The organism is Paenibacillus polymyxa (genome assembly GCF_018614975.1).
Taxonomy (GTDB): Bacteria; Bacillota; Bacilli; order Paenibacillales; family Paenibacillaceae; genus Paenibacillus; species Paenibacillus polymyxa_E.
In genome coordinates this window covers 15,513-40,852 of the sequence record NZ_JAGGNR010000037.1, presented here as the reverse complement: position 1 = coordinate 40,852, position 25,340 = coordinate 15,513, and the positions used below count along the sequence as shown (strand labels likewise).

General features: G+C 47.2%; 24 protein-coding genes. 15 read left to right on the top strand and 9 right to left on the bottom strand.

Going from position 1 to position 25,340, the window contains the following annotated elements; genetic code table 11:
* Nucleotides 1-4: 4 nt before the first annotated feature.
* A complete protein-coding gene (gene nirD, locus J7E78_RS23470; protein ID WP_215078468.1) occupies nucleotides 5-322 on the bottom strand; it encodes a nitrite reductase small subunit NirD in 318 nt (105 codons plus the stop codon).
* Nucleotides 323-338: 16 nt separating this feature from the next.
* Nucleotides 339-2,780: a nitrite reductase large subunit NirB gene (gene nirB, locus J7E78_RS23465; RefSeq protein ID WP_215078466.1), complete on the bottom strand. Its 2,442-nt coding sequence runs from the start codon at nucleotides 2,778-2,780 to the stop codon at nucleotides 339-341.
* Between the two features lie 589 nt (nucleotides 2,781-3,369).
* Between nirB and J7E78_RS23460 the strand changes: the two genes are divergently transcribed.
* Nucleotides 3,370-3,963 (top strand): ANTAR domain-containing response regulator, encoded by a 594-nt coding sequence (locus J7E78_RS23460; RefSeq protein WP_215078463.1) that lies wholly within the window; start codon nucleotides 3,370-3,372, stop codon nucleotides 3,961-3,963.
* Nucleotides 3,964-3,981: 18 nt separating this feature from the next.
* Nucleotides 3,982-5,058, top strand: a complete 1,077-nt coding sequence (locus J7E78_RS23455; protein ID WP_215078461.1) for an anthranilate phosphoribosyltransferase — start codon at nucleotides 3,982-3,984, stop codon at nucleotides 5,056-5,058.
* Between the two features lie 40 nt (nucleotides 5,059-5,098).
* On the opposite strand, the gene J7E78_RS23450 is transcribed toward J7E78_RS23455, so the two are convergent.
* The gene (locus J7E78_RS23450; protein ID WP_215078560.1) at nucleotides 5,099-5,611 is read right to left on the bottom strand and encodes an acyl-CoA thioesterase; all 513 of its coding nucleotides are present in this window, start codon (nucleotides 5,609-5,611) and stop codon (nucleotides 5,099-5,101) included.
* A 211-nt stretch (nucleotides 5,612-5,822) separates the two neighbouring features.
* Nucleotides 5,823-6,446, bottom strand: coding sequence for an acetate uptake transporter (locus J7E78_RS23445; RefSeq protein WP_215078459.1), 624 nt, complete (start codon nucleotides 6,444-6,446; stop codon nucleotides 5,823-5,825).
* 433 nt (nucleotides 6,447-6,879) lie between these two features.
* Here J7E78_RS23445 and J7E78_RS23440 point away from each other — a divergent pair, with 433 nt between their 5' ends.
* Nucleotides 6,880-7,056 (top strand): aspartyl-phosphate phosphatase Spo0E family protein, encoded by a 177-nt coding sequence (locus J7E78_RS23440; RefSeq protein WP_215078456.1) that lies wholly within the window; start codon nucleotides 6,880-6,882, stop codon nucleotides 7,054-7,056.
* 173 nt (nucleotides 7,057-7,229) lie between these two features.
* Here the strand turns inward: J7E78_RS23440 and J7E78_RS23435 are convergent, their stop codons facing one another.
* Entirely contained in the window at nucleotides 7,230-8,159 is a 930-nt protein-coding gene (locus J7E78_RS23435; RefSeq protein ID WP_215078558.1) for a response regulator, read from the bottom strand.
* 326 nt (nucleotides 8,160-8,485) lie between these two features.
* Here J7E78_RS23435 and J7E78_RS23430 point away from each other — a divergent pair, with 326 nt between their 5' ends.
* The gene (locus tag J7E78_RS23430) at nucleotides 8,486-9,922 is read left to right on the top strand and encodes an alanine/glycine:cation symporter family protein (RefSeq protein ID WP_215078454.1); all 1,437 of its coding nucleotides are present in this window, start codon (nucleotides 8,486-8,488) and stop codon (nucleotides 9,920-9,922) included.
* 96 nt (nucleotides 9,923-10,018) lie between these two features.
* On the opposite strand, the gene J7E78_RS30110 is transcribed toward J7E78_RS23430, so the two are convergent.
* The gene (locus J7E78_RS30110) at nucleotides 10,019-10,477 is read right to left on the bottom strand and encodes a methyl-accepting chemotaxis protein (protein WP_244661104.1); all 459 of its coding nucleotides are present in this window, start codon (nucleotides 10,475-10,477) and stop codon (nucleotides 10,019-10,021) included.
* Nucleotides 10,478-11,140: 663 nt separating this feature from the next.
* Between J7E78_RS30110 and J7E78_RS23420 the strand changes: the two genes are divergently transcribed.
* Complete coding sequence (locus J7E78_RS23420) at nucleotides 11,141-11,833, top strand: Crp/Fnr family transcriptional regulator (protein WP_215078450.1); 693 nt, start codon at nucleotides 11,141-11,143, stop codon at nucleotides 11,831-11,833.
* A gap of 119 nt (nucleotides 11,834-11,952) precedes the next feature.
* Here J7E78_RS23420 and pepT read toward each other — a convergent pair whose 3' ends face one another.
* On the bottom strand, nucleotides 11,953-13,191 hold the full coding sequence (pepT, locus tag J7E78_RS23415; RefSeq protein ID WP_215078448.1) for a peptidase T: 1,239 nt from the start codon (nucleotides 13,189-13,191) through the stop codon (nucleotides 11,953-11,955).
* 225 nt (nucleotides 13,192-13,416) lie between these two features.
* Between pepT and J7E78_RS23410 the strand changes: the two genes are divergently transcribed.
* The 9 genes from J7E78_RS23410 (at nucleotide 13,417) to J7E78_RS23370 (ending at nucleotide 22,426) form a co-directional block, all read left to right on the top strand.
* Nucleotides 13,417-13,608, top strand: a complete 192-nt coding sequence (locus J7E78_RS23410) for a tautomerase family protein (protein WP_017691642.1) — start codon at nucleotides 13,417-13,419, stop codon at nucleotides 13,606-13,608.
* Nucleotides 13,609-13,656: 48 nt separating this feature from the next.
* Nucleotides 13,657-14,691: an NADH:flavin oxidoreductase/NADH oxidase gene (locus J7E78_RS23405; RefSeq protein WP_215078446.1), complete on the top strand. Its 1,035-nt coding sequence runs from the start codon at nucleotides 13,657-13,659 to the stop codon at nucleotides 14,689-14,691.
* A gap of 437 nt (nucleotides 14,692-15,128) precedes the next feature.
* Entirely contained in the window at nucleotides 15,129-15,494 is a 366-nt protein-coding gene (locus J7E78_RS23400; RefSeq protein ID WP_285229462.1) for a bacterial transcriptional activator domain-containing protein, read from the top strand.
* A 27-nt stretch (nucleotides 15,495-15,521) separates the two neighbouring features.
* Entirely contained in the window at nucleotides 15,522-16,871 is a 1,350-nt protein-coding gene (locus J7E78_RS23395; protein WP_215078442.1) for a cryptochrome/photolyase family protein, read from the top strand.
* Nucleotides 16,872-17,152: 281 nt separating this feature from the next.
* A complete protein-coding gene (locus J7E78_RS23390) occupies nucleotides 17,153-18,328 on the top strand; it encodes an acyltransferase (protein WP_215078440.1) in 1,176 nt (391 codons plus the stop codon).
* 185 nt (nucleotides 18,329-18,513) lie between these two features.
* A complete protein-coding gene (locus J7E78_RS23385; protein ID WP_215078438.1) occupies nucleotides 18,514-18,657 on the top strand; it encodes a hypothetical protein in 144 nt (47 codons plus the stop codon).
* 50 nt (nucleotides 18,658-18,707) lie between these two features.
* Nucleotides 18,708-20,345 (top strand): HNH endonuclease, encoded by a 1,638-nt coding sequence (locus J7E78_RS30105; protein WP_397330611.1) that lies wholly within the window; start codon nucleotides 18,708-18,710, stop codon nucleotides 20,343-20,345.
* Nucleotides 20,346-20,619: 274 nt separating this feature from the next.
* On the top strand, nucleotides 20,620-21,279 hold the full coding sequence (locus J7E78_RS23375; RefSeq protein WP_215078436.1) for a TVP38/TMEM64 family protein: 660 nt from the start codon (nucleotides 20,620-20,622) through the stop codon (nucleotides 21,277-21,279).
* Nucleotides 21,280-21,346: 67 nt separating this feature from the next.
* Nucleotides 21,347-22,426, top strand: coding sequence for a DUF1835 domain-containing protein (locus J7E78_RS23370; RefSeq protein WP_215078434.1), 1,080 nt, complete (start codon nucleotides 21,347-21,349; stop codon nucleotides 22,424-22,426).
* Between the two features lie 277 nt (nucleotides 22,427-22,703).
* Here J7E78_RS23370 and J7E78_RS23365 read toward each other — a convergent pair whose 3' ends face one another.
* Entirely contained in the window at nucleotides 22,704-23,222 is a 519-nt protein-coding gene (locus tag J7E78_RS23365; protein ID WP_215078431.1) for a cupin domain-containing protein, read from the bottom strand.
* Between the two features lie 152 nt (nucleotides 23,223-23,374).
* Here J7E78_RS23365 and J7E78_RS23360 point away from each other — a divergent pair, with 152 nt between their 5' ends.
* The gene (locus J7E78_RS23360) at nucleotides 23,375-24,376 is read left to right on the top strand and encodes an NAD-dependent epimerase/dehydratase family protein (protein ID WP_215078429.1); all 1,002 of its coding nucleotides are present in this window, start codon (nucleotides 23,375-23,377) and stop codon (nucleotides 24,374-24,376) included.
* Nucleotides 24,377-24,542: 166 nt separating this feature from the next.
* Here the strand turns inward: J7E78_RS23360 and J7E78_RS23355 are convergent, their stop codons facing one another.
* Nucleotides 24,543-24,719: a CsbD family protein gene (locus J7E78_RS23355; protein WP_074092719.1), complete on the bottom strand. Its 177-nt coding sequence runs from the start codon at nucleotides 24,717-24,719 to the stop codon at nucleotides 24,543-24,545.
* Nucleotides 24,720-25,340: the final 621 nt, after the last annotated feature.

Below are 25,340 nucleotides of genomic sequence, written 5' to 3'. Positions count from 1 at the left end.
GCCTTTAACCCGCAATTGTGATGAAGATTTCTCCGCTGTTGCCGTCCACTTCTGTTTTGTAGGTATTCAAGCAGCCCTCATCCGGCTCGTGTACCTTACCGTTACGCAGATCAATCTTCCAATCATGCAAAGGACAATGAACGGCTGTCCCGCATACCATGCCTTCCGACAGCTTGCCGCCCTTGTGAGGGCAGCGATTCTCGACGGCGTGAAGACTTCCGTCGCTCAGTTTGAAGACTGCAATTTCGGTATCCTGTACCAGGAAGGTCCGTGCTCCCTTTTCATCAATATCCGCAAGGTGTCCAATCCGGAATTTATTCATCGCTGTTCCTCCTCTTCTAGTGAGTTACCGGCTCGGCACCGGACAGTGGGGTGAAGTTTTTACGCAATTTCTCGTCTTCAATGATTTCTTTCCAAGGATCAACCGTGTGACCCAGTGTAACTTCCAGACGTTCAATCAGAGCGAGACGTACATCCCGATCCGCCAATGCTTCCTTCACATGATCCAGACCTACCCGTTCAATCCATGCCGCTGTTCTCTCATTCCATTTTGCATTCTCTCTATAGTATTGCAGGTAAGAGTAAGTCCACTCTTCCACTTCCGCATCGGTCTTCACCGTACAGAGCAATTCGGCTGCACGAACCTTGACTCCGGCGTTACCGCCAACATGAATCTCCCAAGCGCCATCAATGGCGACAACACCCAGATCCTTGATGGTCGCTTCAGCACAGTTCCGCGGACATCCGGAGACGGCGAGTTTCACTTTGGCTGGAGCCACCATCTTGTCGAGTTTTTTCTCCAGACGAATACCCATCTCAATGGAATCCTGTGTGCCGAATCTGCAGAACGTATTACCTACACAAGTCTTCACCGTACGCAGCGCCTTGCCATAACCAAAACCGGAAGGCATATCGAGCTCTTCCCAGATCTTCGGCAGGTTCTCCTTCTGTACACCAAGTAGATCAAGTCGTTGTCCCCCTGTGAATTTCACCAACGGCACATCGTATTTCTCAGCGACAGTTGCAATCTTGATCAATTCCGCCGGGGAAGTGACACCACCATAGATCCGTGGAATAACGGAGTAGGTACCGTCCTTCTGGATGTTGGCGTGATAACGTTCATTGGTGAATTTGGATACACGCTCATCTGTGTATTCAGCCGGCCAGATCATACCGAGATAATAGTTGAGGGAAGGACGACACTTGGAGCAGCCTTCCGGTTCATTCCAACCCAGAACATTCATGACTTCCTTCACGCTTTTCAGTCCCATTTCCTTGATCTGTGCAACAATCTCATCCCGATCATAGGATGTGCAGCCACAGATGCCTTCTTTGGTTTGTTCACCTACATTATCACCGGCATAATATGTGAGCAGGTTTTCGATAATAGGTTTGCACCCACCGCAAGAAGCGGAAGCTTTGGTACAGGACTTGATTGCACCGAGTGTATTACAGCCTTTATTCAGAACAGCGTCTCCGATGGAAGCTTTGGTAACACCGTTACAACCACAGACGATCTCGTCATCCGGCATACTGGCCATGCGTTCTGCGACAGATGGACCCGAGCCTGAACCACCGGAAGGTACGCCGAGCAAAATTTCTTTCTCCCGACCGCTGATGTTCTCACCACTCTTGATGAGGGAAAATAGAGAAGCGCCGTCTGTTGTATCCCCGAACAATACAGCTCCGATCAGCTGACCATCCTTGATCACCATCTTTTTGTACACGCCATCGACGTCATCCTGAATACGAATGCTGCGAGTGTCCGCAGCGTCTTTGAATTGTCCGGCAGAGAATACGTCAACACCGGATACTTTCAGCTTGGTAGAAGTGACCGAACCTTCGTATCCTTCGGTTGCCGCGCCAGCCAGGCGTTTCGCAAGCACCATACCTTGTTCATATAATGGAGCAACCAGTCCGTAGGCAATACCGCGGTGTTCTGCACATTCGCCGACGGCAGAGATGCCAGGGATGCTGGTATGCATATAATCATCTACAATGACACCACGATTTACATCGAGGCCGGTATTGCGAGCCAGTTCAACCTGCGGACGAATCCCGACAGCCATGACAACCAGATCAGCTTCAAGTACCGTTTGATCGGTGAAACGTATGGCTTTTACTCGATGTTTCCCCGTAATCTCTTCGGTATGTTTGTTCAAAAGGAACTTCATGCCCTGCTCTTCAAGCTCACGCTGGAGCATCAGACCTGCCGGCAAATCCAGGTTCCGGTCCATCAGATGACCGTTAATATGGATGACTGTGACGTCCATGCCCAGATTAAGCAGCCCCCGCGCTGCTTCCAGTCCAAGCAATCCGCCTCCAATGACGGCAGCTTTACGATACTTTTGTGATGCTGCCATCATTGTTTCACAGTCTTTAATATCGCGGAATCCGATAACGCCTTCCTTATTAGCACCGGGAAGTGGCAGGATGAACGCTTGTGAACCTGTTGCCATAATCAGCTCATCATAATCTGCGCGTACACCATTTTGAGATACAACTTCCTTGCGCTTGGTATCGATCTGAACGACCGGGTCACCCGGGTACACCCGAATGCCGTTATCTTCGTACCAGCTCCACTCATTGATTACGATATCTTCGATGGATGTTCCGCCAGCCAGTACAGAAGATAACATGATCCGGTTGTAGTTGGGATGCGGCTCTGCGCCGAAGACTGTAATTTCATAAGCGTGTGGAGCAAGCTTAAGGATATGTTCGATTGTGCGGATTCCCGCCATGCCATTGCCGACCAGCACCAGTTTTTTCGTTGTACTCATTATGATTAGCCCCCTTAGGTCCATTCTGCAAACTGCCTCAAATCTTGTCTCTAAAATCGAAAAAGCCTGTTATGCCTCGGAGGACTGCGCATATACATACGCATCCCTTGCTCCGAGATTGCAAAACAGGCTTCATTGCCGTTTCAACCAGCTACGCCGTTGTAACTGTAATCGATTCAAATATGGTGTTGTTATGGCTTAACTATAAAAGATCGATCTATCCATGTCAATATAGTTAACATAAAAAAGTATTTGAAATTTAAAGTTAATTATGTTTACATGAATTTATTGGAATATCGAATGGACGACAAAGTTTTACGAGTATATCTTCTTAGTGTGAAGGATTTAGATAAAGTTAGCACGCTGAATACGAGAAATATTGTAGAAAAGGTGCCATGTATAGTGTTTCACCCTTTTTTATTGCAACATGATGAGGCATGAAAAGATCATTCTAATATTAAAAATAAGACGCATAATCGTCACCACTTAATTTTTGTTAGGTAATATAACATGTTTATCGCTTTCATGTATTAACGTCTTAAATGTTGTGGACTCTGATTATACGCAAGTAGGGAGGGATTGATCCATCATGCGATCTTTATTGGTTATCCGTGTTGAACCAACGATAGCTGCCTCATCCGATGCAATCCCTCTGACACCGGAGAGGCTGCTGGGAGCAAACGGGTACCATGTACAGGTGGCGGGGAGTGAAGCGGAAGCGGTGAAGCTGGCTCGTGCGGCCGAAGCGTCCATCTTGCATCTGTCGCTGGCTGATGTGGAGTACTGGGGGAACTGCCTGGGAAAGGGCGAGTCGGATACCCCGCTGCTCTGGTGGTGTGCGCCAGATACGGCCTCTTCCTCCGTAGAATCCTGCGAGGTCGAAACCTCATTTGATGGAATACTTACACCATCCATGACCGGGCCCGAGATCCACTGGACTCTTCACTTTGCGGCCCGGCGCTACATGGAGCGCAAACAGTGGGAGCAGGAACGGAAGCAATTGCAGTCTAGGCTGGAGGATCGGAAGTGGATTGATATGGCAAAGGCCATCCTTAGTGATCTGAAGCAGATCTCCGAGGCCGAAGCCTATGACCTGTTACGCAAGAAAGCGATGGATGAGCGCAAACGGATGGTCGATGTAGCCACAGCAATTGTGAAGGCACATCAACTGCTCCAGTCTTAATTGGAAGGAGGATTCTCCATGGATATGTCTCAGATACTCCGGGAAGTCGGACGTGGGAAACGAGGCTCGCGTGATCTGAATTATACAGAGGCACTGACCGTTGCAGAGGAAATCCTGAAACAGGAGGTTTCCCCTGCCCAGACGGCTGCGTTTCTTATGGCTGAACGTATGAAAATGGAAAACGTCGAGGAACTGGAAGCCTTTGTTCATGCATGCCGTAACAGTGCGGAACGTTTCTCCGTATTTCAGAATGGTTTGGACTGTGCGGGTCCTTATGATGGACGGACAAAGTCGTTCATGGCCACGTTTCCGGTTGCGTTTGTACTCGCGGCAGCCGGGTTGCCGGTGACTTTGCACGGGAGTGATCCTTTACCGCCCAAGTGGGGCGTCACGTTGTCGGTACTTTTGAAGGAAGTGGGAATTGATACACACAAGATGGATCGGGAAGATGCCCGGAGCGCTGCATTGCGTTCGGGTGTCATGTACGTGTCCTCCGAGGATTGGTGCGCACCTCTTCGTAAGCTTCGTCCGTTACGGGAAGAGTTGGGTTTTCGAACGGTGTTTAACACAGCAGAGAAACTGATTGATTATAACCATTCACCGTATTTGGTATTCGGTGTGTTCCATAATACCTTTCTGGATCGGATTGCGAAGCTGCTCACCCGTTTTAACTATCGTCGTGCTTATGTTGTACAGGGGATGGAAGGTTCTGAGGATCTGTATATTGATCGGCCAACCCGCGTATACGCTGTGGAAGACGGCGATATGAAGCTGGAATTGGTTGATCCTGCGGCCTATGAACTGGATATGCCCGTGCCGGAACTGGTCTGGACGGCTGCGAAGCAGCTTGAAGTGGCGGAAAGTGTATTAAGCGGTGAAGGTCATATTGCTTTTGTGAATCAGGTCTTGTTAAATGGAGGTTTCCGCTTGTACGCAGCGGGGCGTGTCAATTCCATCGAAGAGGGCATATACACTTGTCAGGGCTTGCTGGAGAGTGGTGCAGCGTATCGCATCTACCAGCAGTGGTGTGTCTCCATGGGTGGCGAACTGCCGGATAACAGAACGGTGTCCATCTATCCGGCATCGTCCAGATAATGTAATGCTGGTGTTCAATCTTGTTATTGTTTAGCGTGTTTTATTCCCATGGATAAGTGACGGTCAGGAAGTCAGCGAATTTCTTGCTCTCTTCCCGCCGCATTTTCCGCATGGCCGCCCGATCCGGAGCGGTCTCGTATAGTTTCTTCTCTTCTTCCGTCTCCGGGATAATGCGGGGTACGATCAGTTTGCGATTATTTTCGTCCAAGGCCACAAATGTCAGAAATGCAGTCGCCGCAATTTTCTTCTCTCCGGTCTTCAGATCCTCTCGAATCACCTTCACAAAAATTTCCATGGAACTTCGTCCTGTCCAGGACGCGAACGATTCCAGCGTAACCGAATCCGTTGGGTTAATCGGGTACAGGAAATCGACAGAGTCGGTTGAAGCTGTTACGGTATTTACCCGGCATAGCTTGGAAGCGGCAATGGATGCAATATCATCGATGTAGGACATCAGCTTGCCGCCGAATAGCGTATTATGATTGTTGACATCGGTTGGGAACACCCGTGACGTCTTGAAACAACGTGTTTCGCGTACATATTTTTTCTCCACCTGATCCATCTCCGTTGGTTTCGGTATCTCTCTCATGCTTTTTTCCTCCTTACAGTATGGCTGCTGTGACATTTCATTTCAGGTGTTGCAGGGTCTATTTCTGATCTATTATCCCTAGTATAGGTGTCGGTCAGATACATATTTGAATGAAGTTGGACTGCAAAAAAACCGCCAGGCGCGGACCGGCGCGCTGGCGGTTTACTGCTGTATATTAAGCCTTGGGCTTGAAAATGCCGGACGGTTTGCCGATCGGCAAGAACGCATAACCGAAGTGAGCGTTCAGTACCGAAGCACCTGTACCATACAGGGACACAATTCCGATCCCCAGTTCAGCGTATGCTGCAATGGTGTGGAAAATGTGAGGAGCTACGCCGAAAGCGTCAAAGGTCAAGCCAAGGAACAGGAAGTCGATCAGAATGAAGATGATAAGCAATACTTTATTCGCTTCAATAGCACCGATTGTCATGAACAGGGTGAATACAAGGTATCCGGCAAAAGCAAATCCGAGCTGCTTGCCGTCGGCCTGTTCAGCAAGAGTGGAGCCAAATACGCCCATTTTGATCATCCAGTTGGCAGCCATGGCGAACCAGAAGAATGCGTACGCGCCAAAAGCTGTTGTGCCAAAGGTATTGTTGCGTTTGGAATCTTGAATGCAAGCGAATAACTGGGCAAAGGCACCCAGGAAGATCGCCCAAGGAATAGCATAGCTAAGTCCTTCTGTAATGCCTAGCTTCTGGGAAGAAGCGACCAGGGTCACAATACCCAACCCAAATAATCCCATTGCGCTGGGATCGGCGTTAACAATTTTGACTTTAGTCTGTGAATCAGTCTGCATGGTGATGATAAGCCTCCAATAATATCAAATCAGGATCAATGGCCGTCGTAGCCCGTCCTCTAAATTACATCATTTGTATCCGCCGGGTCCGGACACACATCGCCCTATTGTACCTGAATGGCCCCGTTATGGAAAGGGATTTTATTACCTTTTAAACCAATAGACTTTTTGTTTTTTCAATATACACATTTATGACACAATCCGTTTTTGCCGTGAATGATGAGACCAGACGCTAGAATAAAGCCCTCGATAATACCACTAAAATTGCGTCATATCAGCCATTTTCGGATAAGCTCTTGTGTGATAAAATAATCTTTATCAAAATTTGGAGAAGAATACAAAACATCCTTGTCTCCTATGCCATATGTTAATCCCACTATAGATTGACAGGAAAAACTAAAATGGTTCACAGAATAAGGAGGTATCAGGGGTCATGGTTATGAGTTTGGATTTGAAAAATAAAATAGAGAAGGCCAGACATAACCTTCATATGCTGGTAGAGCATAACAAGGGTGGTCTTGGGCATCCCGATGTAATTCGGCAGTCTATGGCATTGGACGAATTGATCAATGAGTACAACCGAATGAGCCGAAACCATTCACGGGGCTGAACCCGAAGAATATTGATTGTATATACAGAACGAATCACATAGATTGTAACGCTTGATCGTACAGACGGGCATGAATATCACCGGAATGGACAGCCTCAGTTGAAGAGGCGGCACCATACCGGCGTAATATTCATGCCCGTTTGTTTTTGGCATCATAACTATCATCAATCTGCTTAATGCAGCAATCGTTTGGCTTCCAAATAAAGAACTTGTACGAACTTTTTCGTATTAATGCGTGTCTGTGACAAGGAGGGCTCCACGTTGTTTTGCAGCTCCAGCATTTTTTTGCGAATTTCGGTAAAATCAAAAAATTTGGATGCATAGTTCTCAAACTTGGGATGTGTATAATCTGTTAATCCCAGAGAAACCACATGGCTCAGTGTCTGGAAGATGGCCCTGCGAACACGTTGTTCCGATGCCTTGATCTCCTTGTTCACCTCTGCGAGAGAGGCGTCCTCTCCCAGTTTACGTATCGCTACATTCTGGAAGATGTCTTTGAGGGATGGGAACGTATAGGGGGACAGCTTATGTTCATCTGTCTCTATCTGCTCCAGATATTCCAGCATGTCCAGCAGATCCCTGCTGCCCGCTTCACCGATCATGCCCATCTCGGACAGCAGGAAATGTCCTGCTGTCGTGATTGTTTTGTCCGGAACCGGAGCTGCAGTACGTTCGGTAGAATTCAAACCGGACAATCCCTGCAATGTCCGCTGAATATCTGCGATGGATTGTTGCATCCGGAGCCTTTCGCTCACCAGTCGCAGAACAGATAGAATCTCCAAGCGGTTAATCGGCTTCGTAATATAATATTCAATGCCTAGTGAATAGGCTTCTCCGATCATATTTTTCGACTCGATCTGGGAGATCATGACGATCTTGCCCTCAAACCTGCCTTCAAGCGCCCGCACAGTCTGAACCCCGTCTCGTTGTGGCATCAGCAGATCAATCAGCAGGATATCCACCTTATGCAGTTCCAGCAGTTCCACATGAATATGAGCTCCGTCCTCAGCTTCGCCAGCAATATCACCCAGGCCTTCATCCTCAATAATATCCATTAACATGGAGCGAACACCAGGATCATCATCCACGATAAAATAACGCATGTCAGTCATTCCCTTTCTCTGCGAATGGTGTGATTGATATATGGTTAAGGCGGTTAACTCTGCCATGAACTCTCATTCCAGTGTAATCGTTCCTTTCCTTCTTGTATAGAACCTGAAATGTCAGGTTAAATGACAATGATTAAGCGATCAAAGCCCATTTTTAAAATAAATGTATAAATTGCATGTAGGTATTTGTCGATTTCCGTAGATGCCCTTGTAGTATAAGTAACATCCTGAAGTTCTGGGGTTAGTGTTGTGCAGAATGGTACAAACTTTTCGCGTAACCATCTCTGTGCTTGAAATACACCATAAAAAGGGGCATACCGATGGAGCAAACAATACAAGATATTGTCGGCATTTTCAATGATTTTCTATGGTCCAAAGTGTTAATTATACTATTGGTAGTATGTGGTATATACTTCACCACCAAGACTCGATTCATGCAATTCCGCATGATTGGAGATATGGTGAAGGTGCTTCTAGAGCCGAAAAGCAAGGAACCGGGTAAAATTACACCTTTTCAGGCATTCTGTATCAGCATGGCAGCGCGCGTAGGTACCGGGAATATTACAGGTATTGCACTGGCCATCGCGTTGGGAGGACCTGGTGCTATATTCTGGATGTGGATCATTGCAATTATCGGGTCAGCCTCCAGTTTTGTGGAGAGTACGCTCGCTCAGATATATAAAGTGAAGGATAAGCGTGGATTCCGCGGGGGTCCGGCATATTATATGGAACGTGGGTTGGGCAAACGCTGGATGGGGATATTATTTGCCATTCTCATTACGCTTTCATTCGGTTTGGTCTTTAATGCGGTGCAATCCAACACGATTACCGTTGCATTTGAGAACTCATTTGGCACGGATCGGTTAACGATGGGTATCATTATGGCTGTGATATTTGCAGGAATTATCATGGGCGGTGTCAAACGGATTGCAAAAGCATCGGAATACATCGTTGTTGTACTGGCTGTATTGTACATTGGGGTAGCGGCTTTTGTGGTGCTGGCGAATATTACCCAGCTTCCGGCCATGATTGCGTTGATCGTCAAAAATGCCTTCGGCATCGAACAGGTTGCTGGCGGAACGTTAGGCGCTGCGCTGATGAACGGTGTGAAACGCGGATTGTTCTCCAATGAGGCGGGAATGGGTAGCGCCCCGAATGCTGCTGCAACGGCGGATACAACACATCCGGTGAAACAGGGACTTATTCAGGCGTTTGGTGTGCTGACAGATACGTTAGTGATATGTACAAGTACAGCCATGATTATTTTGCTATCCGGGGTATACAAAGGTTCCAATCTGGGTGGCATTGAATTAACTCAGGCTGCATTAAGTGTACATATTGGTTCATGGGCATCCGGATTCCTGGCGGTTATGGTGTTCCTGTTTGCCTTCAGTACACTAATCGGAAATTATTACTATGGAGAAACCAACATTGAGTTTATCAAATCCAACAAAGTTTGGCTGTGGTTATACCGCATATGCGTTATCGCGATGGTGGTATTTGGTTCGGTAGCTAAAGTGCAGCTGGTATGGGATTTGGCTGACCTGTTCATGGGGCTCATGGTGGTGGTGAACCTGATTGCAATTCTGATGCTGTCCAAGGTGACTTTCGAAGCGTTGAAGGACTACAAGAAACAAAAGGCTGAAGGACGTGATCCCGTCTTTACCCGGGACCGGATTCATATTCCGGGTGAAGTGGAATGCTGGCAGTCGGAAGAAGAGGTTATTGGAGATAAATCAATACATGTAGCCAATTAAGATTGTATCTGAACGTAGTTGGTTATATAAAATGGGCACAACAAACAACAGGACTTGGATTATCCATCATGGGCAACCCGAGTCCTGTTTGTTGCATTACTTTTTAACGGAATAGCTGATCAGTTGTTCGGACAAAGCTTTCATTCGCTCCCCTGTTTCATTAAGCTGCTCAATCACATCCGTAAAGGATGATACAAGCGTTGCTTGTTCCTGTGAAGAGGCTGCAATCTGGGAGACCTCAACTTCCATCTGTTTGATGACCTGTTGTACATCTCTCAGACTGGTATCGATATCACTTGTAGCTTGTTTGGCATCCACAGAGAGTTTGCGTACTTCGGAAGCAACCACACCAAAGCCGGCACCGGCTTCACCAACACGAGCGGCTTCAATAGCGGCATTGAGGCCAAGCAAGTTGGTTTGCTCAGAGATTTCACGAATGAATCCGGCTACCTTGTTGATTTGGGAAGAGTTCTGAACAGCAAGTCTTGTGTTCTGCAAGATCTGTTCACTGGTTGCTTGCAATTCTTCAGCATGAGCGGCGACATGCTGCACCATATCAACGAGGTTACCATTAATGGTTTGATTTTCTTGTATGATGTCTTCAAGCTGGTTCTGGTTGGATTGGTCGTAAGATACGCAGAAAACAGCAACAACGTTTTGGTTATCATCAAAGATCGGAATGTTCAGGGTATCGAGTTCAATACCAAAAACCTCCTTGGGGATCGTGGAGAGACTGGCTTCTCTTCCGTTTTTCAAGACGGCGAAGTTTTGGAATGAGTCCAAGAGCGCCATTCCTTTTTCAAAACCAAGGTCGAATTTGTCGGTGGTAATAACCTCCAATACCTTTTCGTGATCATATACAGTTAAACTGGCTGGTTCTCTAAGAATCTTACTGATATAAGGCATTACTTTAAGCAGGGCATCTACAACGTTCATGGAAGAGGATCATCCTTTCAATATTTAAATGTATTATTATAACGATCTATGGAATGCTCTATCTTTCATCGGACACGAGGGGCTTTTCATGAACGGCATTTTGCATGAAAGAATGAACATTTTATGATTAAATTTTAAAATATTTCCCATGTTAACTGATTTACTGGATATAAGTGTTAGTTGTAACTATTTTTATATCAAGATATTTGTACGAATGTATATCAATTATGGGACATATGTCCTTTTGTATGCGTTATATACGACAAGGGAGGGGAAGTCGGAATGAAAGAAATTATGGATTTTGGACTTGTGCGGCAACTCGCCCGTGAGAATGGGTTGGATCAGGTGCTGGACGAGCCTGCACTCGCTGAGTTGCGACTACTTGAGGCTACAAAGGGCGAGAAGATATGCGCCAAAGGTGAACGACCCGAGCGATTGTATTTTCTCGTGCAGGGCAAGCTCAAGATCTATACCACCCTGCCTAACGGCAAGTCTCTGTTGCTTCGTTTCAGTACACCACTTGCGCTCGTGGGAGATTTGGAACTGGTGAATGGCAAGGAGGCTATGAATACGGTAGAGTCGGTGAGCAAAAGCCTGTTGCTGGGTATTAGTTATCGCTCTCTCCAGAATACGTATGCAGGGAACCCTAAATTTCTCCACTTTATGCTAAGTCAAGTTACACACAAATTGTATACCTTCTCCAACCTGTCGAGTCTGAATATGTTATATCCGGTCGAGAGCCGATTTGCCAGCTATCTGTTGTCGATAATGGGCCAGGACGAGCCCTCTTCGGAAGAGATCCAGACCTCCAAGCTCACCGAACTGGCCGATATGCTGGGCACCAGCTACAGACATCTTAATAGAGTCGTTCAAGATCTGTGTAATCGAAATATGATTCGCAAAGTGCAGCGAAAGCTTGTGATCTGTGATCTGGAACAGTTGCGTGTCATCGCGGGAGGCAATATATATGAGTGATGGCATTTAAAATAAACTAAGCGACATGACGCGACACAACAAACTACAATACGGCACAACAAAGAGCACCCTCCCGAATATACCAAGGGGTGCTCTTCTTGCACTGTGCTTAACGCAGATTATACATCTCCGCGTTGCTCAAACAATTGAGCGATCTCTACAATGACACGGGTGGCCTTCACCATATTGTCTACCGATACATATTCGAATTTGCCATGGTAGTTCTCACCACCAGTGAAGATATTTGGTGTTGGCATGCCCATATAGGATAGCTGGGAACCATCGGTTCCTCCCCGGATGGCGCGAATAACAGGTTCGATGTCCAGTCGGGTCATGGCTTCATGAGCAATGTCGACGATCTGGCGTACAGGTTCAATTTTCTCACGCATGTTATAGTACTGGTCATTCAATTCGACCGTGATGCTTTTCTTTCCATACTTCGTCTTCAGTTCGTTCGCGATATCGAGCAGATTTGTTTTGCGTGCTTCAAACTTCTCCCGGTCGAAATCACGGATGATGTAGCTCATCTTTGTGAGTTCAACGTCACCCTCCAGAGACAACAGATGGTAGAAACCATCATAACCGTCCGTGAATTCAGGAGCTTCCTCCACAGGCAGGCGTCGATTCAATTCCATCGCAATTTTTAGAGAGTTCACCATCTTATCCTTCGCTGTTCCGGGATGCACATTGGTCCCTCGTACGGTAATTTTGGCGGCTGCTGCGTTAAAGCTCTCGTATTCCAGCTCACCAAGCGGTCCGCCATCGACCGTGTACGCATATTTGGCTCCAAAAGCAGCTACATCGAACTTGTGTGGTCCACGCCCAATCTCTTCATCCGGGGTAAAAGCAACCCGAATCTTACCGTGTTTCACTTCCGGGTGTTCAATCAGATAGGCCATCGCCGTCATAATCTCGGCAATGCCCGCCTTATTGTCTGCACCAAGCAACGTTGTACCGTCGGTTGTGATCAGGGTGTGGCCTTTGTACTCGTGCAGTTCAGGGAAATCCTTGTTGGACAGTACTACATCGAGTTCCGAGTTCAGCACAATGTCAGCACCGTCATAGTTATCGATAACCTGTGGTTTTACATTTTTGCCAGTAAAGTCGGTCGCTGTGTCGAGGTGAGCCAGGAAACCAATTACGGGAACATCCTTGTCGGTATTGGATGGCAGTGTAGCCATGACATAACCGTTCTCATCCATCGTTACATCTTGCAGGCCAATGGAGGTGCACTCTTCAACGAGCAGTTTGCCCAAGGCCAGTTGGCCGGGTGTGGAAGGGCATGTCTCGCTATTTTCATCGGATTGGGTATCTATCTGGACATAAGTGCTCAGTCTTTGAATTAATATATCTTTCATATAATAACCTCTCCCTAGCTTGGATTTAATTCTTTTCGGGTATAGTATTTCCTGTGGTTCTCTATGTTTATCATAGCATGTTTTGCAGTCATTTCCAGAATGGAGCAGAGCCGAAGTATGAGGATAACTAGGTATCAAAAAGGGTACTAGGTCACAAAAATGTACGTACTTGTATTTTTATAACTGAGGTTCATAATAATGATGAAGAAAGGATGAGTTCTAGACATGCCATTTATCACTGTTAAGGTATTGGAAGGCAAGTCGGTTGAGCAGAAACGTCAGTTGATTGAACGTATGACTCAGGTGGCTTGTGAGACACTGGATGTTGATCCGAGCAAAGTCTTTATCTTCATTGAGGATTTGGAGAAGGACAATTACGGCAAGAACGGAAAACTGTTTTCGGACTTAGACAAATAAGTAAGGCTTCATATATATCATGATCATGGAACAGGAGATGTAACATCAATGACTGAACAATTATTTTCCCCTTATCAATTCAAGAGTCTGCAATTAAATAACCGTGTCGTCATGGCACCGATGTGCCAATATTCCGTGACGGCGAAGGACGGTATTCCGAACGATTGGCATCAGGTTCACTATGTGAGCCGTGCGGTTGGAGGAACAGGACTGATTGTAATTGAGATGACCGATGTAGATCCGGATGGACGTATCACCGATAATGACTTGGGTATATGGTCAGATGAGCATGTACCTGCCTTCACCAAACTTGTAGATGGAATCCATGCGTACGGCTCCAAAGTAGCTATTCAGATCGCACATGCGGGACGAAAAGCAGAGGATGCTCCGCAGCCGGTTGCCCCGTCGGTAGTTACATTCCCGGGAGAAAAGTACAAGGAGCCACGTGCGTTAAGTACGGAAGAGGTAGAAGCCATGGTGCAGAAGTTCGCTGACGGTGTTCGCCGCGCAGTACAGGCTGGAGTCGATACTATTGAGCTGCACGGTGCACATGGATACCTGATCCACCAGTTCCATTCTCCGCTGATGAACCATCGTGAGGATGTATATGGGCAGGATCTGTCCCGTTTTGGTGTTGAAGTCATTCGGGCAGTGAAAAAAGAAATGCCAGCAGACATGCCGCTGATTTTGCGGATTTCAGCTGTTGAATATGCAGATGGCGGGTATGATATCGACCACACAATCAATATCGCTCGTGCCTACCAAGATGCTGGGGTGGACATGTTCCATATCAGTTCAGGTGGCGAAGGACCTTCCGGACAGCGGAAACCGGGGAACTATCCGGGGTATCAGGTACCATTTGCTCGTCGCTTCCGTGAAGAACTTAACGTTCCTGTAATTGCAGTGGGTATGCTGGAGGATGCAGCATTGGCTCAGGCGGTGATTGGAAACGGCGATGCGGATCTGGTTGCCGTGGGCAGAGGCATGCTGCGTGATCCGTACTGGGCGAACCATGCCGCTCTGGAACTGGGTGTCGGCAAGGATCAAGCTGCCATTGCAGAGCAATATTCTCGTGGATACTAATTTGCTCTAAATTTTATTTACACTTGCCACTCCGATGACAGAATAACCTTCCGATCGCTGTTATCCTCAGATTTTTGATTCACTTTTTCGAAGGTGAAAATCTGAGGATAAAGGCGAACGCTTCGCTTCTTCAGGCTATTTCTGCCCTCTGCGTTCTCGTGTAAATGTTATTGCAAATCTTATATTGTAAAAAAGGCCACAGCATGGGTTAACCTTATGCTGTGGTCTTATCTGTATAATGAGAAGCATCAGCATATCCATCCAATTACGATGGCTACGCACTTCTCTGAAGTTTGGATCAGGGGCCAAGAAACATAAGTGGCGCACAACCAAATCACAGGAATTGTTTGCTTTTTTGTTTCATCACAGGGAAGAATGGGTAAGCAAGGAGATTCTGCTGGTTCTACAACGTCATCACATCAGACAATGCCGATGACTTGAGGCATATGATTCCGCTATATCGTGGCGATTATCTGGAAGAGCATGACTATCGTTGGGTACAGGCCAAAGCAAGGGAACTCAGACGCAAGGATACAGGGCTGGGGCTGGTTATGGATATCGCGAAATGGGACATGGAGCATGGGCGTGGCAAGGAAGCGATTGAGCAATTAACGATATTGCAGGAACGTGAGCCTTATTCGGAAGAGATCTGTCGACTCATGATGGAAGTGTATGCATCCATGGATGATCAGCAAGGCATACTTCGTTTATATCATTCATTTACAGTGACATTGGACGAGGATCTGGGTTATCAGCCGGAGCCCGAAACAAGCAGGTTATATCAGAATCTGACGGACCAATAAACGTAAGTTCAGACAGGAGGGTGAGGCATGAAGTTATTCATACACCGTAAAGACTTGCGTACGGATGATCTGGCAGCATTCGATTATTTGCGAGAACACCAAGAAGAGGAGAGTGTGCATGTTCTCATCTATGATCCATTCCTCCTGCGGCAAGGCCGAGAGAAGGAACACAGCGGTGTGAATTTCAGGCAGCACGCAGCGGAATTAGGCAGACAGTATCTTGAAGCCAAACGAAAACTGCATGTTGCTTACGGCAAACCGGCTGAAGTGGTTGATTTCATCCTGAACGAATTCAAAGGCGAGATTAACGAAATTGTGGTCCATCGGGATATGACGCCATATGCAATCGAGCGGGATAGGGCCATACGCAAAGTCAGTGAGGCACGCGAGGTTTCGTTCACACAACTGACGGATCATCTTTTGATGGATCTGAATGGATTTGCCAATTTTACAGGCAAGTCGGAGCCATATAAGGTATTTGCGGCTTTCCATCGGCGGTGGGTGGAGTTCATGAATGAACATCCCAACCCTCCTTCGGCAACAACGGTTGCAGCGTTGAAGGTGAGTGATCGTCAGATTGAATGGCCGGATGCGATGCAGGTACCCCCGGAGTTGCTGGAGAGCAGTGGTTGGAATGACGAGGACCCGCATCTGCTGTTGGATCAATTTTTGTCGGATCGAATTGCTGAATATGGGGATCATCGGGATGAATATGAGGCCTACGAACCGAGTCATCTCAGTTCTTACGTAGCTGTGGGGGCCGTATCCATTCGTAAAATGTATGATGCGGCGAGCCGGACGGCAGAAGCAGGGGAATGGGTCAGGCAGTTGTGCTTCCGCGACTTCTATCTGTATCGGGCTGTCTACGAGAGTCACTATTTTACATATGAAAAGGTGTACGATCTCTCGGCTCTCCATGATGATCACTTTGAACGGTGGTGCAAGGCGGAGACAGGCATTCCGATTATTGATGCAGCCATGACGGAACTGAATGAAACCGGACATATGCCAAACCGGCTGCGAATTCTCACGGCGATGTTCCTCACCAAAAACCTGCAATGCCCATTCACCTTGGGTGAAGCCTATTTCAGGCGTAAGCTGCGTGACTATGATAACATTCAGAACCGCGGTAACTGGTTATGGTGTGCCTCGCTTGGTGAGAATGCGGCTCCGTATTTTCGCGTGAACAATCCGGTAACACAATCCGAGAAATATGATCCACAAGGTGATTATATTCGCAAATGGTTGCCTGAATTAAAAAACTTGCATAGCAAGGACATCCATCAGCCACGCAAGGATGCCATTGTGGATCTGAAGGCATCCAGACAGGCGGCTATTGACGTGTACAAACAGATTCTGGCGAGCCGTGGGAAGTAGACTCACTCAGGAGCGGGATCATGCCCAAACCCAAATTTACCATTCTCATCCGGTTGATCCAACAATCATTGGGTTGAGAGCAGGATGTTCCACAGACCGCGTACTCGCGGTCTTTTTTACATATATAGACATGAAAATAGTGTGAAATGTGTTGAAAATTTAGGGATTTTTAAGAAAATGGACTATCCATCTTAAGCATTATGGCTTTTAATAGATAGAGAGCTTTATTGTATTAAGTCATATCTGACATATTGACGAACACATGAAGGAGAAACGTAAACATGAGTGAAACACTGAAAAGAGAGCGAATTCCAGAGCTGAATTTGGTGCGTGCCATGGCAATTATCGGCGTACTGTGCGTGCATTCCACGTCCTATGCGACGGTGGACATGACGGGTTCAGGCTACTACTGGCTGTACAACTTTATTAATATCTTTATGAAATATGGTACGCCAACCTTTATTTTTATGAGCAGTTTCGTACTGTTCTATAACTATTATTCCCGTCCGCTGGATAAGAAACTCGTGAGTAACTTCTACAAGAAAAGATTTGTGTATATTTTGCTTCCGTATTTCCTGTTTTCATTAATGTATTTTGTGTTGCTGCATTTCACGCATTATCAGGGCCGACCATTCGGCGAATCTACAGTAAGTTTCATTACAAAATTGTTTACAGGCAAGGCCTATACACATCTGTACTTTGTGTTTATTAACATGCAATTTTATCTGTTATTCCCATTGGTGTTATGGTTGCTTAAGAAATATCCGTCTGTGGTGAAATGGTCTGTTCCGATTGGACTATTGATTCAATGGGCATTCATCGTAAGTAATAAATATGGATTCCAGGTACCCAACAAGGGAAGCTGGGCGTTCTCGTACTTCTCCTATTTCATGCTGGGTGCTTTTATCGGGGTGTATTTTCCTAAAATCAAGCAATGGTTTGTCATCAGTCGCACCAATGCAACCAAAGGACGCGTAGCTTCATGGATTCTGCTCTGGGCAGTATGGATTATTGCTGGACTTGGCCATGTGTATATCTATTACCTGCTGCGTCTGAAGATCGCAACGTATAACACACTGTGGTATGAATTCTTCTGGAATGTGCATACCTTCGCCTGTGCGCTGGTACTTATCCAGGTCGCTTATCTGCTCTATCGCAAAGGACCATCACTGATCGTGAAGCCGCTAAACCGGCTTGGAGCTCTGTCGTTCGGGATCTACCTGATCCATCCCTTCTTCCTGCTGGTGTATCGTGAATTTCCACCGCAAACAGGTGTTTCCTGGTTAGTGCATCTGTGGTATGCCGGAGGATTCGGTGTAGCTCTGATCGCTTCGTGGATCGTCGTTGGATTGACAGCAAGATTTGTTCCATATGCATGGGTCATCTTTGGTAATCTGCCAAAACCCAAACCACGTCTGGCCCCACAACAGAACTCGGGCCAACTGGACGTTCGTTAAGATGTATATCCAACACAGGAATAATAAACCGTTTCTTGGTCGACCTTAGGGGAGAGCAGGAAGTGGTTTTTTTGTCTATACAGATATGCTGGCTGTGGGGAACGAGTGTTTCTTTTTCATGAATGAGGGGTAATCATAAGGCGGAACAATAATACATTATGGATAACAGGATTAAGGTGAATAACATGACAACATGCGAAAAATGCGGGAAACCGATGCAAGATATATTGGAATATGTGGAACACATTCTTCACGAATGCAGTGAACAGACACAGGAGTACAACTCGAAAGATTATCAGGCCTACGGCCATGAGGGTGTTCACGAGTAGATGTGATACAATAGAAAGAAACCGGATTCATACGGAACCGAGGTGACAACATGGAGACGGGTCCAGCCCCTTTCCGGCAAGGAAAGACGGAACAAGAAGCGCGACTGAGCAAAACGTGTATGTATTGCGGACAACAGCGGCCGATGTCCGAATTCCGGCGCAGAACCGGAAAGCGGGCAGGCCCCGGAGCCAGGCGGGGAGCCTGCCTCCGCTGTCGTCAGCTCGGTGGACAGGCTGCTCACGAGGCAGGTTTAAGTGTGAGCGGGCGAACGAATGAACGGATGGAGCGTCAACGGGATGGCTTGGAGACACATGCTGTTACTGCCAGACCCGCTGCATCTGCAAGAAATGAGGCAGGTCGTACCTCTCATGGTATGAAGCAGGGATCTGCTACGGTGTCTGAGTCTGACAGAATTCTGGTGTCTCAACCGTCAGTGGACTCGAATTCTTCGAATGACGATGAATATGCTGATTTGGTGGCTTCCTCACCCTCTTCTTCGGGTATTCGCAAGAAGAGGAGAAGACGGAGGAAGAGCAAGCGTTCAGAGAGCATGACGGGCAATGAGCTGAGAAAGACGAGTCTGGAGCAGGATGGTTTGGCAGGTGAGGCAGGTGCGGATCCACAGCCAGGCGATCACTGGCGTGGGGAAGAAGAGCATTCGCAGGGTCATGCTGCTGCGAATGAAAAGGGCAGCGCACAGCAGCGGGCTGGCGCGCGAGCTGCTGCTGTGCAGGCCGCCGAGCAAGCTGCGGCGGCCCATCAGGCTCTGCTGCCGGCTGAGCCGCAAGGCCCGGCAGCAGAGCCCATGGCTGCGGATCAACCGACCGCAGCCAAACGCAAGCGCAAGCGGCGCCGCAAGCGTGCTGCCGCGCTCGCGCCCGGCGCAGGGCAGGCCCGCAGCGTAGCTGCTGAGGCCCATGCGCCGGCCCTGAGCGACCGTGGCGATGCCACCATGGTCGCTGCATCTACGGCGGCGGAGGCACAGCCTGCCGCCACCGGGCGTGAGCCCGGGCAAGCGCCGGGGGCTGCTGCGGAGGCAGGGCCTCCTGCGCCCGTGCGCCAGCCTGGCTCGCCAGGGTCCAAGCCGCGCCAGGCGCGCAAGGAGCGTGCGCCCAAGGCGAACGGCGAAGACGCTGCCCGCGGTACATCCGGGCAGCGACCCGCGCATGCCAGCCGTAGCCACGGGGCTGGCACGGATGGCCGTCCCCGTCGCCAGAATCCGTCGGTCCCGGTCGCTATCGACCCGGAAGATCCGGCTTCGCTCCGGACCAACCGGCAAGGCATGGTACGGATGAGGGGGAAGACGGACAAAGGCAGACGCTGGCATCAGGAAGTGGACATGGAGCTTGCGGTCACGCTGGTGAAGGAAAAAGCCGCTGTGGTGGTCAATCGGTACACGATTCGCCGATTATTCAGCAACAAGGATTTCAAGCGGTATATTCTGACCCGGGATCACTACACCTGTTACTTCTGTGGATCGTATGGAGATACGATTGACCATCTGCTGCCGCGTGCCAAAGGTGGACATACCACCCCGCTCAACTGTGTCTGCGCCTGTAATCTTTGCAACCAGTCCAAAGCAGCGATGGATGCCGAAGAGTTCATGCGTTCCGGTATTCCCGAATGGAATGCGGCACATCAGGCAGAATTGATTGAACTGGGAATGCAGGAAGCGCAGTTGGAATAAGGATAATATGCCCCCGAAGATGGAGTCGGGGTTTTGATATGAAGAGCACACCAAGACCACAAGAGGTCGAGGTGTGTTTTTTGATTAATTTTGATTCCGGTGGAAAGTGAGTTTAATGTGCAATAATTTCTTCAAATTGACAACGGTGTTCATCGAAGATGTACGTTATACTGGGAGGGAGTTGCTAAAGAAGCTTCATCATCCATATGAATGTTGAAATGTATAGTGAACATCAAACATGAGAAATTAGACTGTATAGATTGGATGGATGCAGATGACCCCGGCAGCATTGGACATTATGTCATATATTACGGAAGAAAATATTCGTTTTTGGCTGGAGAAGTTTCGCTCCCTGGGCCCGTTACCGGGAATTTTGCTTACGTTTATGAAATCATTTGTGCCGCCGCTTCCAACGCTATTAATTGTAGGTGTGAACGGTGCGGTATACGGTCTGTGGGCAGGATTTATCTATTCATGGATCGGCATGGTGCTCGGTTGTACCGTTACGTTCCTGATCGTACGGGAGATTGGGAAATCCGCTTTTGTAGAGCGATGGGCACGCAAACCTCGTGTGCAACGCAGCATGGTATGGATTCGAAGGAATGCATTCAGTTATGTTTTTCTGCTCAGTATCTTCCCGGTAGGTCCGTTTGTCATTATTAATGTGGCGGCAGGTATCGCGCGAATGCGATTGTTATCCTTCCTGCTTGCGGTGGGTTGTGGTAAAGCGATCATGATCTTCTCTGTTACGTATATCGGTTCCAATGTGGAACAATTTCTGGAGCACCCTGTACGCTGGGTAGGTGTATTGCTGTTTATTGCGATATCCCTGTGGGCAAGCCGCAAACTGGAGCGACACTTTACCCGTTCATCGTCAGATGGAGAAGATCTACATGATCTGAATCAACCCGCTGGAAAATCAATTTCCTCATAAATGTAAGAACTATCAGTGCGCAGAATTGATTCTGACAATATTGACGTTGGCAGGAAGGAGGATCAGCATGATTGACGATATCTATGCATTCAGCCGAACGATAAATCGTATGAGTGAAGATGAACTTCGTTCAGTATTGCGTGTGCTCTATCTGAAATCAGCACAAGTGGTCAAGCGGCAGGAAGAGCAAGGCGAAAAGGTGAATTTTGCGGACGCGGTACAGTCGCTGTTTCAGAATATGGATACCCCTTTTGATCTGGGACGTCTGGAACAACAAGCTCTCGCCGAGGTCGACAAGCCAAATGAAATTCATATTACGTTTGGAGAATCACCTCTGAGTAGTCTGAAAATGGGAATGAGTACATTACCTGATCAGGAAAAAAGGAGCTTTTTCTCTATAGATGATAATTATGCGGTAGGGCCGTTAGGTGATCTGACCCGGCGTGCAGACTTGCAACGCAGGCATCTCTGGCTGACCGAACGAATGTGTCTCAGTGACCGTGAGGCGTATGCCATGAATGAACTGGAATCATTATTTGAGCTCCACGCTACAATACAGTCCTTTGATTCCAAGACGTCGATCATTATCTGGTATGCGAATAATGCACGTGAGAAGACAGGACTGCTCTACGTCATGCATCTTTTGCGTAGCAGTGAGAGTCCCATATCTCTTATCGAGACGAGTGGACTATACCAGCAATTATTCAATCGTCCTGACGTTCAATACGATGTGCTCCATACAGGCGAAATTATTGCGGAGAAGCTTCTGGCGATGTGGCAGGTCTGCTCTGAGCAAGATCCGCTGTCCAAGGAAGAACGTCTCCAATTGGAACAGGATTGGTTGGAACTTTCGGTACAGCCCGGACCATTGCGTATGATGGAGAATGGCGAGATTCGGAGTTTAACTGAAGATGCGTTGGACGAGTACATTATGCAGAAGGTGAGGGAACTGACGCCGAACTGGGAGCCAGGCAAGTATATCCGAGCAGCTCGTATTGTGGGTGAGGTGATGGGTACGAGCAACCAGCATATAAGTGATGCGTTCGTGGAGTACCGGCTACGACAATTGGTGCTGCAAGGCCAACTTGAAATGGATGGAAAGCCACTTGCAATGAGGTATTACAGTATTCGGCTTGCTGAGCTCTGAAAGGGACTAAGGCTGAACCGCACAGATAGAAAACAAGCGATGAGATCGCAAAGTTTGAAATAAGACGGAAGATTTGAGCACTTCCTTCCGCATACAGGAAGATGATTACGAAGTGTCTTCGGTACCAGCTCTTCAGACTTAACACTTAAATAGACTGTTTCACCGGTAAGTAACTCCTACTTATCAGGGGAACAGTCTATTTGTTTCTCGTTAAGTATTGAACCAACTTCGTTTGTGCATTGTCCAATAACATTCGTCTTTATGATCATCATTTGTATTAAGATTTCTTCCCATTCCAGATTTCTAGTAGCGGTCCGTGCTGTCCATAGACCGGATCGGTATCCGGGATCGGAACCTCTCGGATTTCCTGTAGAGCCTTGGTACGATCGTCTTTTTCACCTGTGCGTGTGTTGTAACTCATGCCACCCGGATAAGCACCTGCAATACGAAAATCAGTGCTGGACTCCAGACGTTTATGTCCTGTTCCAGCGGGAAGCACGACAACGTCGCCTGTTTGAAGGTGAACTTTCTGACCGTTTTCTCCGCCTAAAATCAGGTTGACGAATCCACTCACCACAGCAAGAGCTTCATGAGCGTTACTATGATAATGATGATATTTGAAAACACCATTCAACCAGCTATTTCCCCATCCATTACGGTTCAGCAACGATTCTGCATGCAGGGCCTCTTCTACCCATACGTTCTTATACAAAAGCACAGGCAGGGTCGGATGATTGGGAATAACACCGTCATCCTGAAGGAATAACGTCTGTATGTCCTTTTTCCGTTCATTCATCTCACATCACCTCACTATAAATTACCCTATAACCTTAAGGACGAATAAAAAACAATTGTAAAATGATACAAAATGTATCATTTTAAGGTTATACTCAGTACATAAACTCTCTTCAATGCACTCGTTGTATAAATCGCAAGGGGGAATCGTGTGTGAACATTGTAATTACAGGGGCTTCTGGATTTGTGGGATTTAATCTGTCACAGTATTTGGCGCAAAAGGGGCATCAAATTACCCTTCTGGATCGGGATGATTACTGTCAGAGGCTGGTTCATATCCCTCCTCTGCATGAGATGCCGTTCATCTGTTGTGACCTTGCATCAGACCGGATTCATCTGCCTTCTGGAACAGATTACATTATTCATCTGGCAGCCATGCCTCACGTGGATTATTCGTATCATCAACCAGGGGAAGTTTTCCGCAATAATACGCTCAGTACACAGGCTATTCTACAATATGCTACCGAACATCACATTCCAGTCTTGCTGGCTTCATCTGTTGAAGTGTATGGCGGCGATTGGGGTAGAGTCTATCACGAATCAGATCCGTATGCACCCGTCTCTCCTTATTCCGCGTCCAAAGTCGCGTGTGAAATGTTGGCTCACTCATATGCTCAATGTTACCAGCTTCCAGTCAAACTCTTTCGTTTGACCAACCTCTATGGTCCGTGGCAATTGCCAGACCGTATTATTCCTCGGAACTTCGGTCGGATGCTGGACGGACTTCCTCTGGATATTCAGGGATCGGCAGTGCGTGATTTCTTGTATGTAGATGATGCCCTCCAGGCCATTGAACAGATCATGCTGAAAGGCAAAGACGGACAGGTTTACAATATATCGACAGGGCTTGGAACAACCATGAAGGAGATCGGTAAGATATTGAAACCGATGGATCAATTTGTAACTGCTGTAGAGATTCGGGAGCAAGAGCCAACCCAGTCCAGAGGGTCCAGTCTCGTGGTAAATTCGGGCAGATTACGAGCGGAATTGGGATGGTTACCGCAAACCACATTGGAAAAGGGATTGGAAAAAACCTTCCGTTGGTATCAGGAACATCCCAAATGGGTCAGACAGTTCAGCCGTGAATACCATACAACAAGGGAAACGCGCAGTTTCATTATCGATATGGCAAGATACGCAGTTCCAGCAGTGTAAAATACACAAAAAAAGCCAGGGAAGGGTGTATTGATTAACACCTTCCTTGGCTTTTTTGCGCCTCCGTCTCATTTTCGGATAGCTTCCGAACACGGACGGTCAGGCTATTTTGAAACAATCTATTGCACGAAATCATCGTGCTGTTGGGACCTCACATTAAAAGGATCTAGTGATGATCTTTTTTAATGTCGGCAATTTTATCCTGTACAGCACCTTTGGCTTTGTCTTTTTTACCCTCAGCCTGAAGGGATCTGTTATTGGTTGCATTACCGATCTGATCCTTCACTTCGCCTTTGGCTTTATTTACGCCTGCTTTGATTTTATCGCCAGTTGAATTACTCATATCGAACATCTCCTTCGTTTCTGGTGTAGTCCTTATTAACCGGGATGTCCGCATCTTAAACGCCATGGGTTTGTTCCAAGTTTTGCTTTCACGCCAGAATAGGTTCATACTTGAATAAGAAATGATGCCATTTCAGGAATAAGGCTGCACCCCTAGCTGCATAATAACGATAGTGACCAATTTCGTTGCATGAAATTCATGGTTTTGGAAAACAATTCCTGAATCATTCAGTTGAAAATATCCTTCCTTGTGTACATATCGCACATATGGTCATATGGGATCTTGTCCTCATACCACATGTGGTATGAGGACGGATCTGGGACAGGAGAATAATCGATTTTAACCCGACCGCAATGCTTGACAAAAAAATCGATTTTGCTACAATGTTCACAATATCTTCACAAGTGTAAAAAATTTCTTTTTCATGTTCATGTGTAAGAGGTGTAATATAAGGGTATAGAGTTCGGTTTCGGCCTGCTTGTCGTTTTGTGCGTCAACACATGTTGTCCGCAATAGATCCAAGATACAATGCATGATATGGGAGTAGCCCTGAGCTACGCTCATCCTATTGTGTGAAATTTGGTACATTTAGATGTATTCGATGTATTTTGTGGTTCGGCT

What these genes read in the sequence shown, in the direction of transcription:
- nirB (WP_215078466.1), bottom strand. Translation starts at nt 2,780, where the DNA reads ATGAGTACAACGAAAAAACTGGTGCTGGTCGGCAATGGCATGGCGGGA.
- J7E78_RS23390 (WP_215078440.1), top strand. Translation starts at nt 17,153, where the DNA reads ATGAGTGAAACACTGAAAAGAGAGCGAATTCCAGAGCTGAATTTGGTG.
- J7E78_RS23375 (WP_215078436.1), top strand. Translation starts at nt 20,620, where the DNA reads ATGACCCCGGCAGCATTGGACATTATGTCATATATTACGGAAGAAAAT.
- J7E78_RS23370 (WP_215078434.1), top strand. Translation starts at nt 21,347, where the DNA reads ATGATTGACGATATCTATGCATTCAGCCGAACGATAAATCGTATGAGT.
- J7E78_RS23460 (WP_215078463.1), top strand. Translation starts at nt 3,370, where the DNA reads ATGCGATCTTTATTGGTTATCCGTGTTGAACCAACGATAGCTGCCTCA.
- pepT (WP_215078448.1), bottom strand. Translation starts at nt 13,191, where the DNA reads ATGAAAGATATATTAATTCAAAGACTGAGCACTTATGTCCAGATAGAT.
- J7E78_RS23420 (WP_215078450.1), top strand. Translation starts at nt 11,141, where the DNA reads ATGAAAGAAATTATGGATTTTGGACTTGTGCGGCAACTCGCCCGTGAG.
- J7E78_RS23435 (WP_215078558.1), bottom strand. Translation starts at nt 8,159, where the DNA reads ATGCGTTATTTTATCGTGGATGATGATCCTGGTGTTCGCTCCATGTTA.
- J7E78_RS23405 (WP_215078446.1), top strand. Translation starts at nt 13,657, where the DNA reads ATGACTGAACAATTATTTTCCCCTTATCAATTCAAGAGTCTGCAATTA.
- J7E78_RS30110 (WP_244661104.1), bottom strand. Translation starts at nt 10,477, where the DNA reads ATGGTGCAGCATGTCGCCGCTCATGCTGAAGAATTGCAAGCAACCAGT.
- J7E78_RS23365 (WP_215078431.1), bottom strand. Translation starts at nt 23,222, where the DNA reads ATGAATGAACGGAAAAAGGACATACAGACGTTATTCCTTCAGGATGAC.
- J7E78_RS23395 (WP_215078442.1), top strand. Translation starts at nt 15,522, where the DNA reads ATGAAGTTATTCATACACCGTAAAGACTTGCGTACGGATGATCTGGCA.
- J7E78_RS23455 (WP_215078461.1), top strand. Translation starts at nt 3,982, where the DNA reads ATGGATATGTCTCAGATACTCCGGGAAGTCGGACGTGGGAAACGAGGC.
- J7E78_RS30105 (WP_397330611.1), top strand. Translation starts at nt 18,708, where the DNA reads ATGGAGACGGGTCCAGCCCCTTTCCGGCAAGGAAAGACGGAACAAGAA.
- J7E78_RS23385 (WP_215078438.1), top strand. Translation starts at nt 18,514, where the DNA reads ATGACAACATGCGAAAAATGCGGGAAACCGATGCAAGATATATTGGAA.
- J7E78_RS23440 (WP_215078456.1), top strand. Translation starts at nt 6,880, where the DNA reads ATGGTTATGAGTTTGGATTTGAAAAATAAAATAGAGAAGGCCAGACAT.
- J7E78_RS23445 (WP_215078459.1), bottom strand. Translation starts at nt 6,446, where the DNA reads ATGCAGACTGATTCACAGACTAAAGTCAAAATTGTTAACGCCGATCCC.
- nirD (WP_215078468.1), bottom strand. Translation starts at nt 322, where the DNA reads ATGAATAAATTCCGGATTGGACACCTTGCGGATATTGATGAAAAGGGA.
- J7E78_RS23430 (WP_215078454.1), top strand. Translation starts at nt 8,486, where the DNA reads ATGGAGCAAACAATACAAGATATTGTCGGCATTTTCAATGATTTTCTA.
- J7E78_RS23410 (WP_017691642.1), top strand. Translation starts at nt 13,417, where the DNA reads ATGCCATTTATCACTGTTAAGGTATTGGAAGGCAAGTCGGTTGAGCAG.
- J7E78_RS23355 (WP_074092719.1), bottom strand. Translation starts at nt 24,719, where the DNA reads ATGAGTAATTCAACTGGCGATAAAATCAAAGCAGGCGTAAATAAAGCC.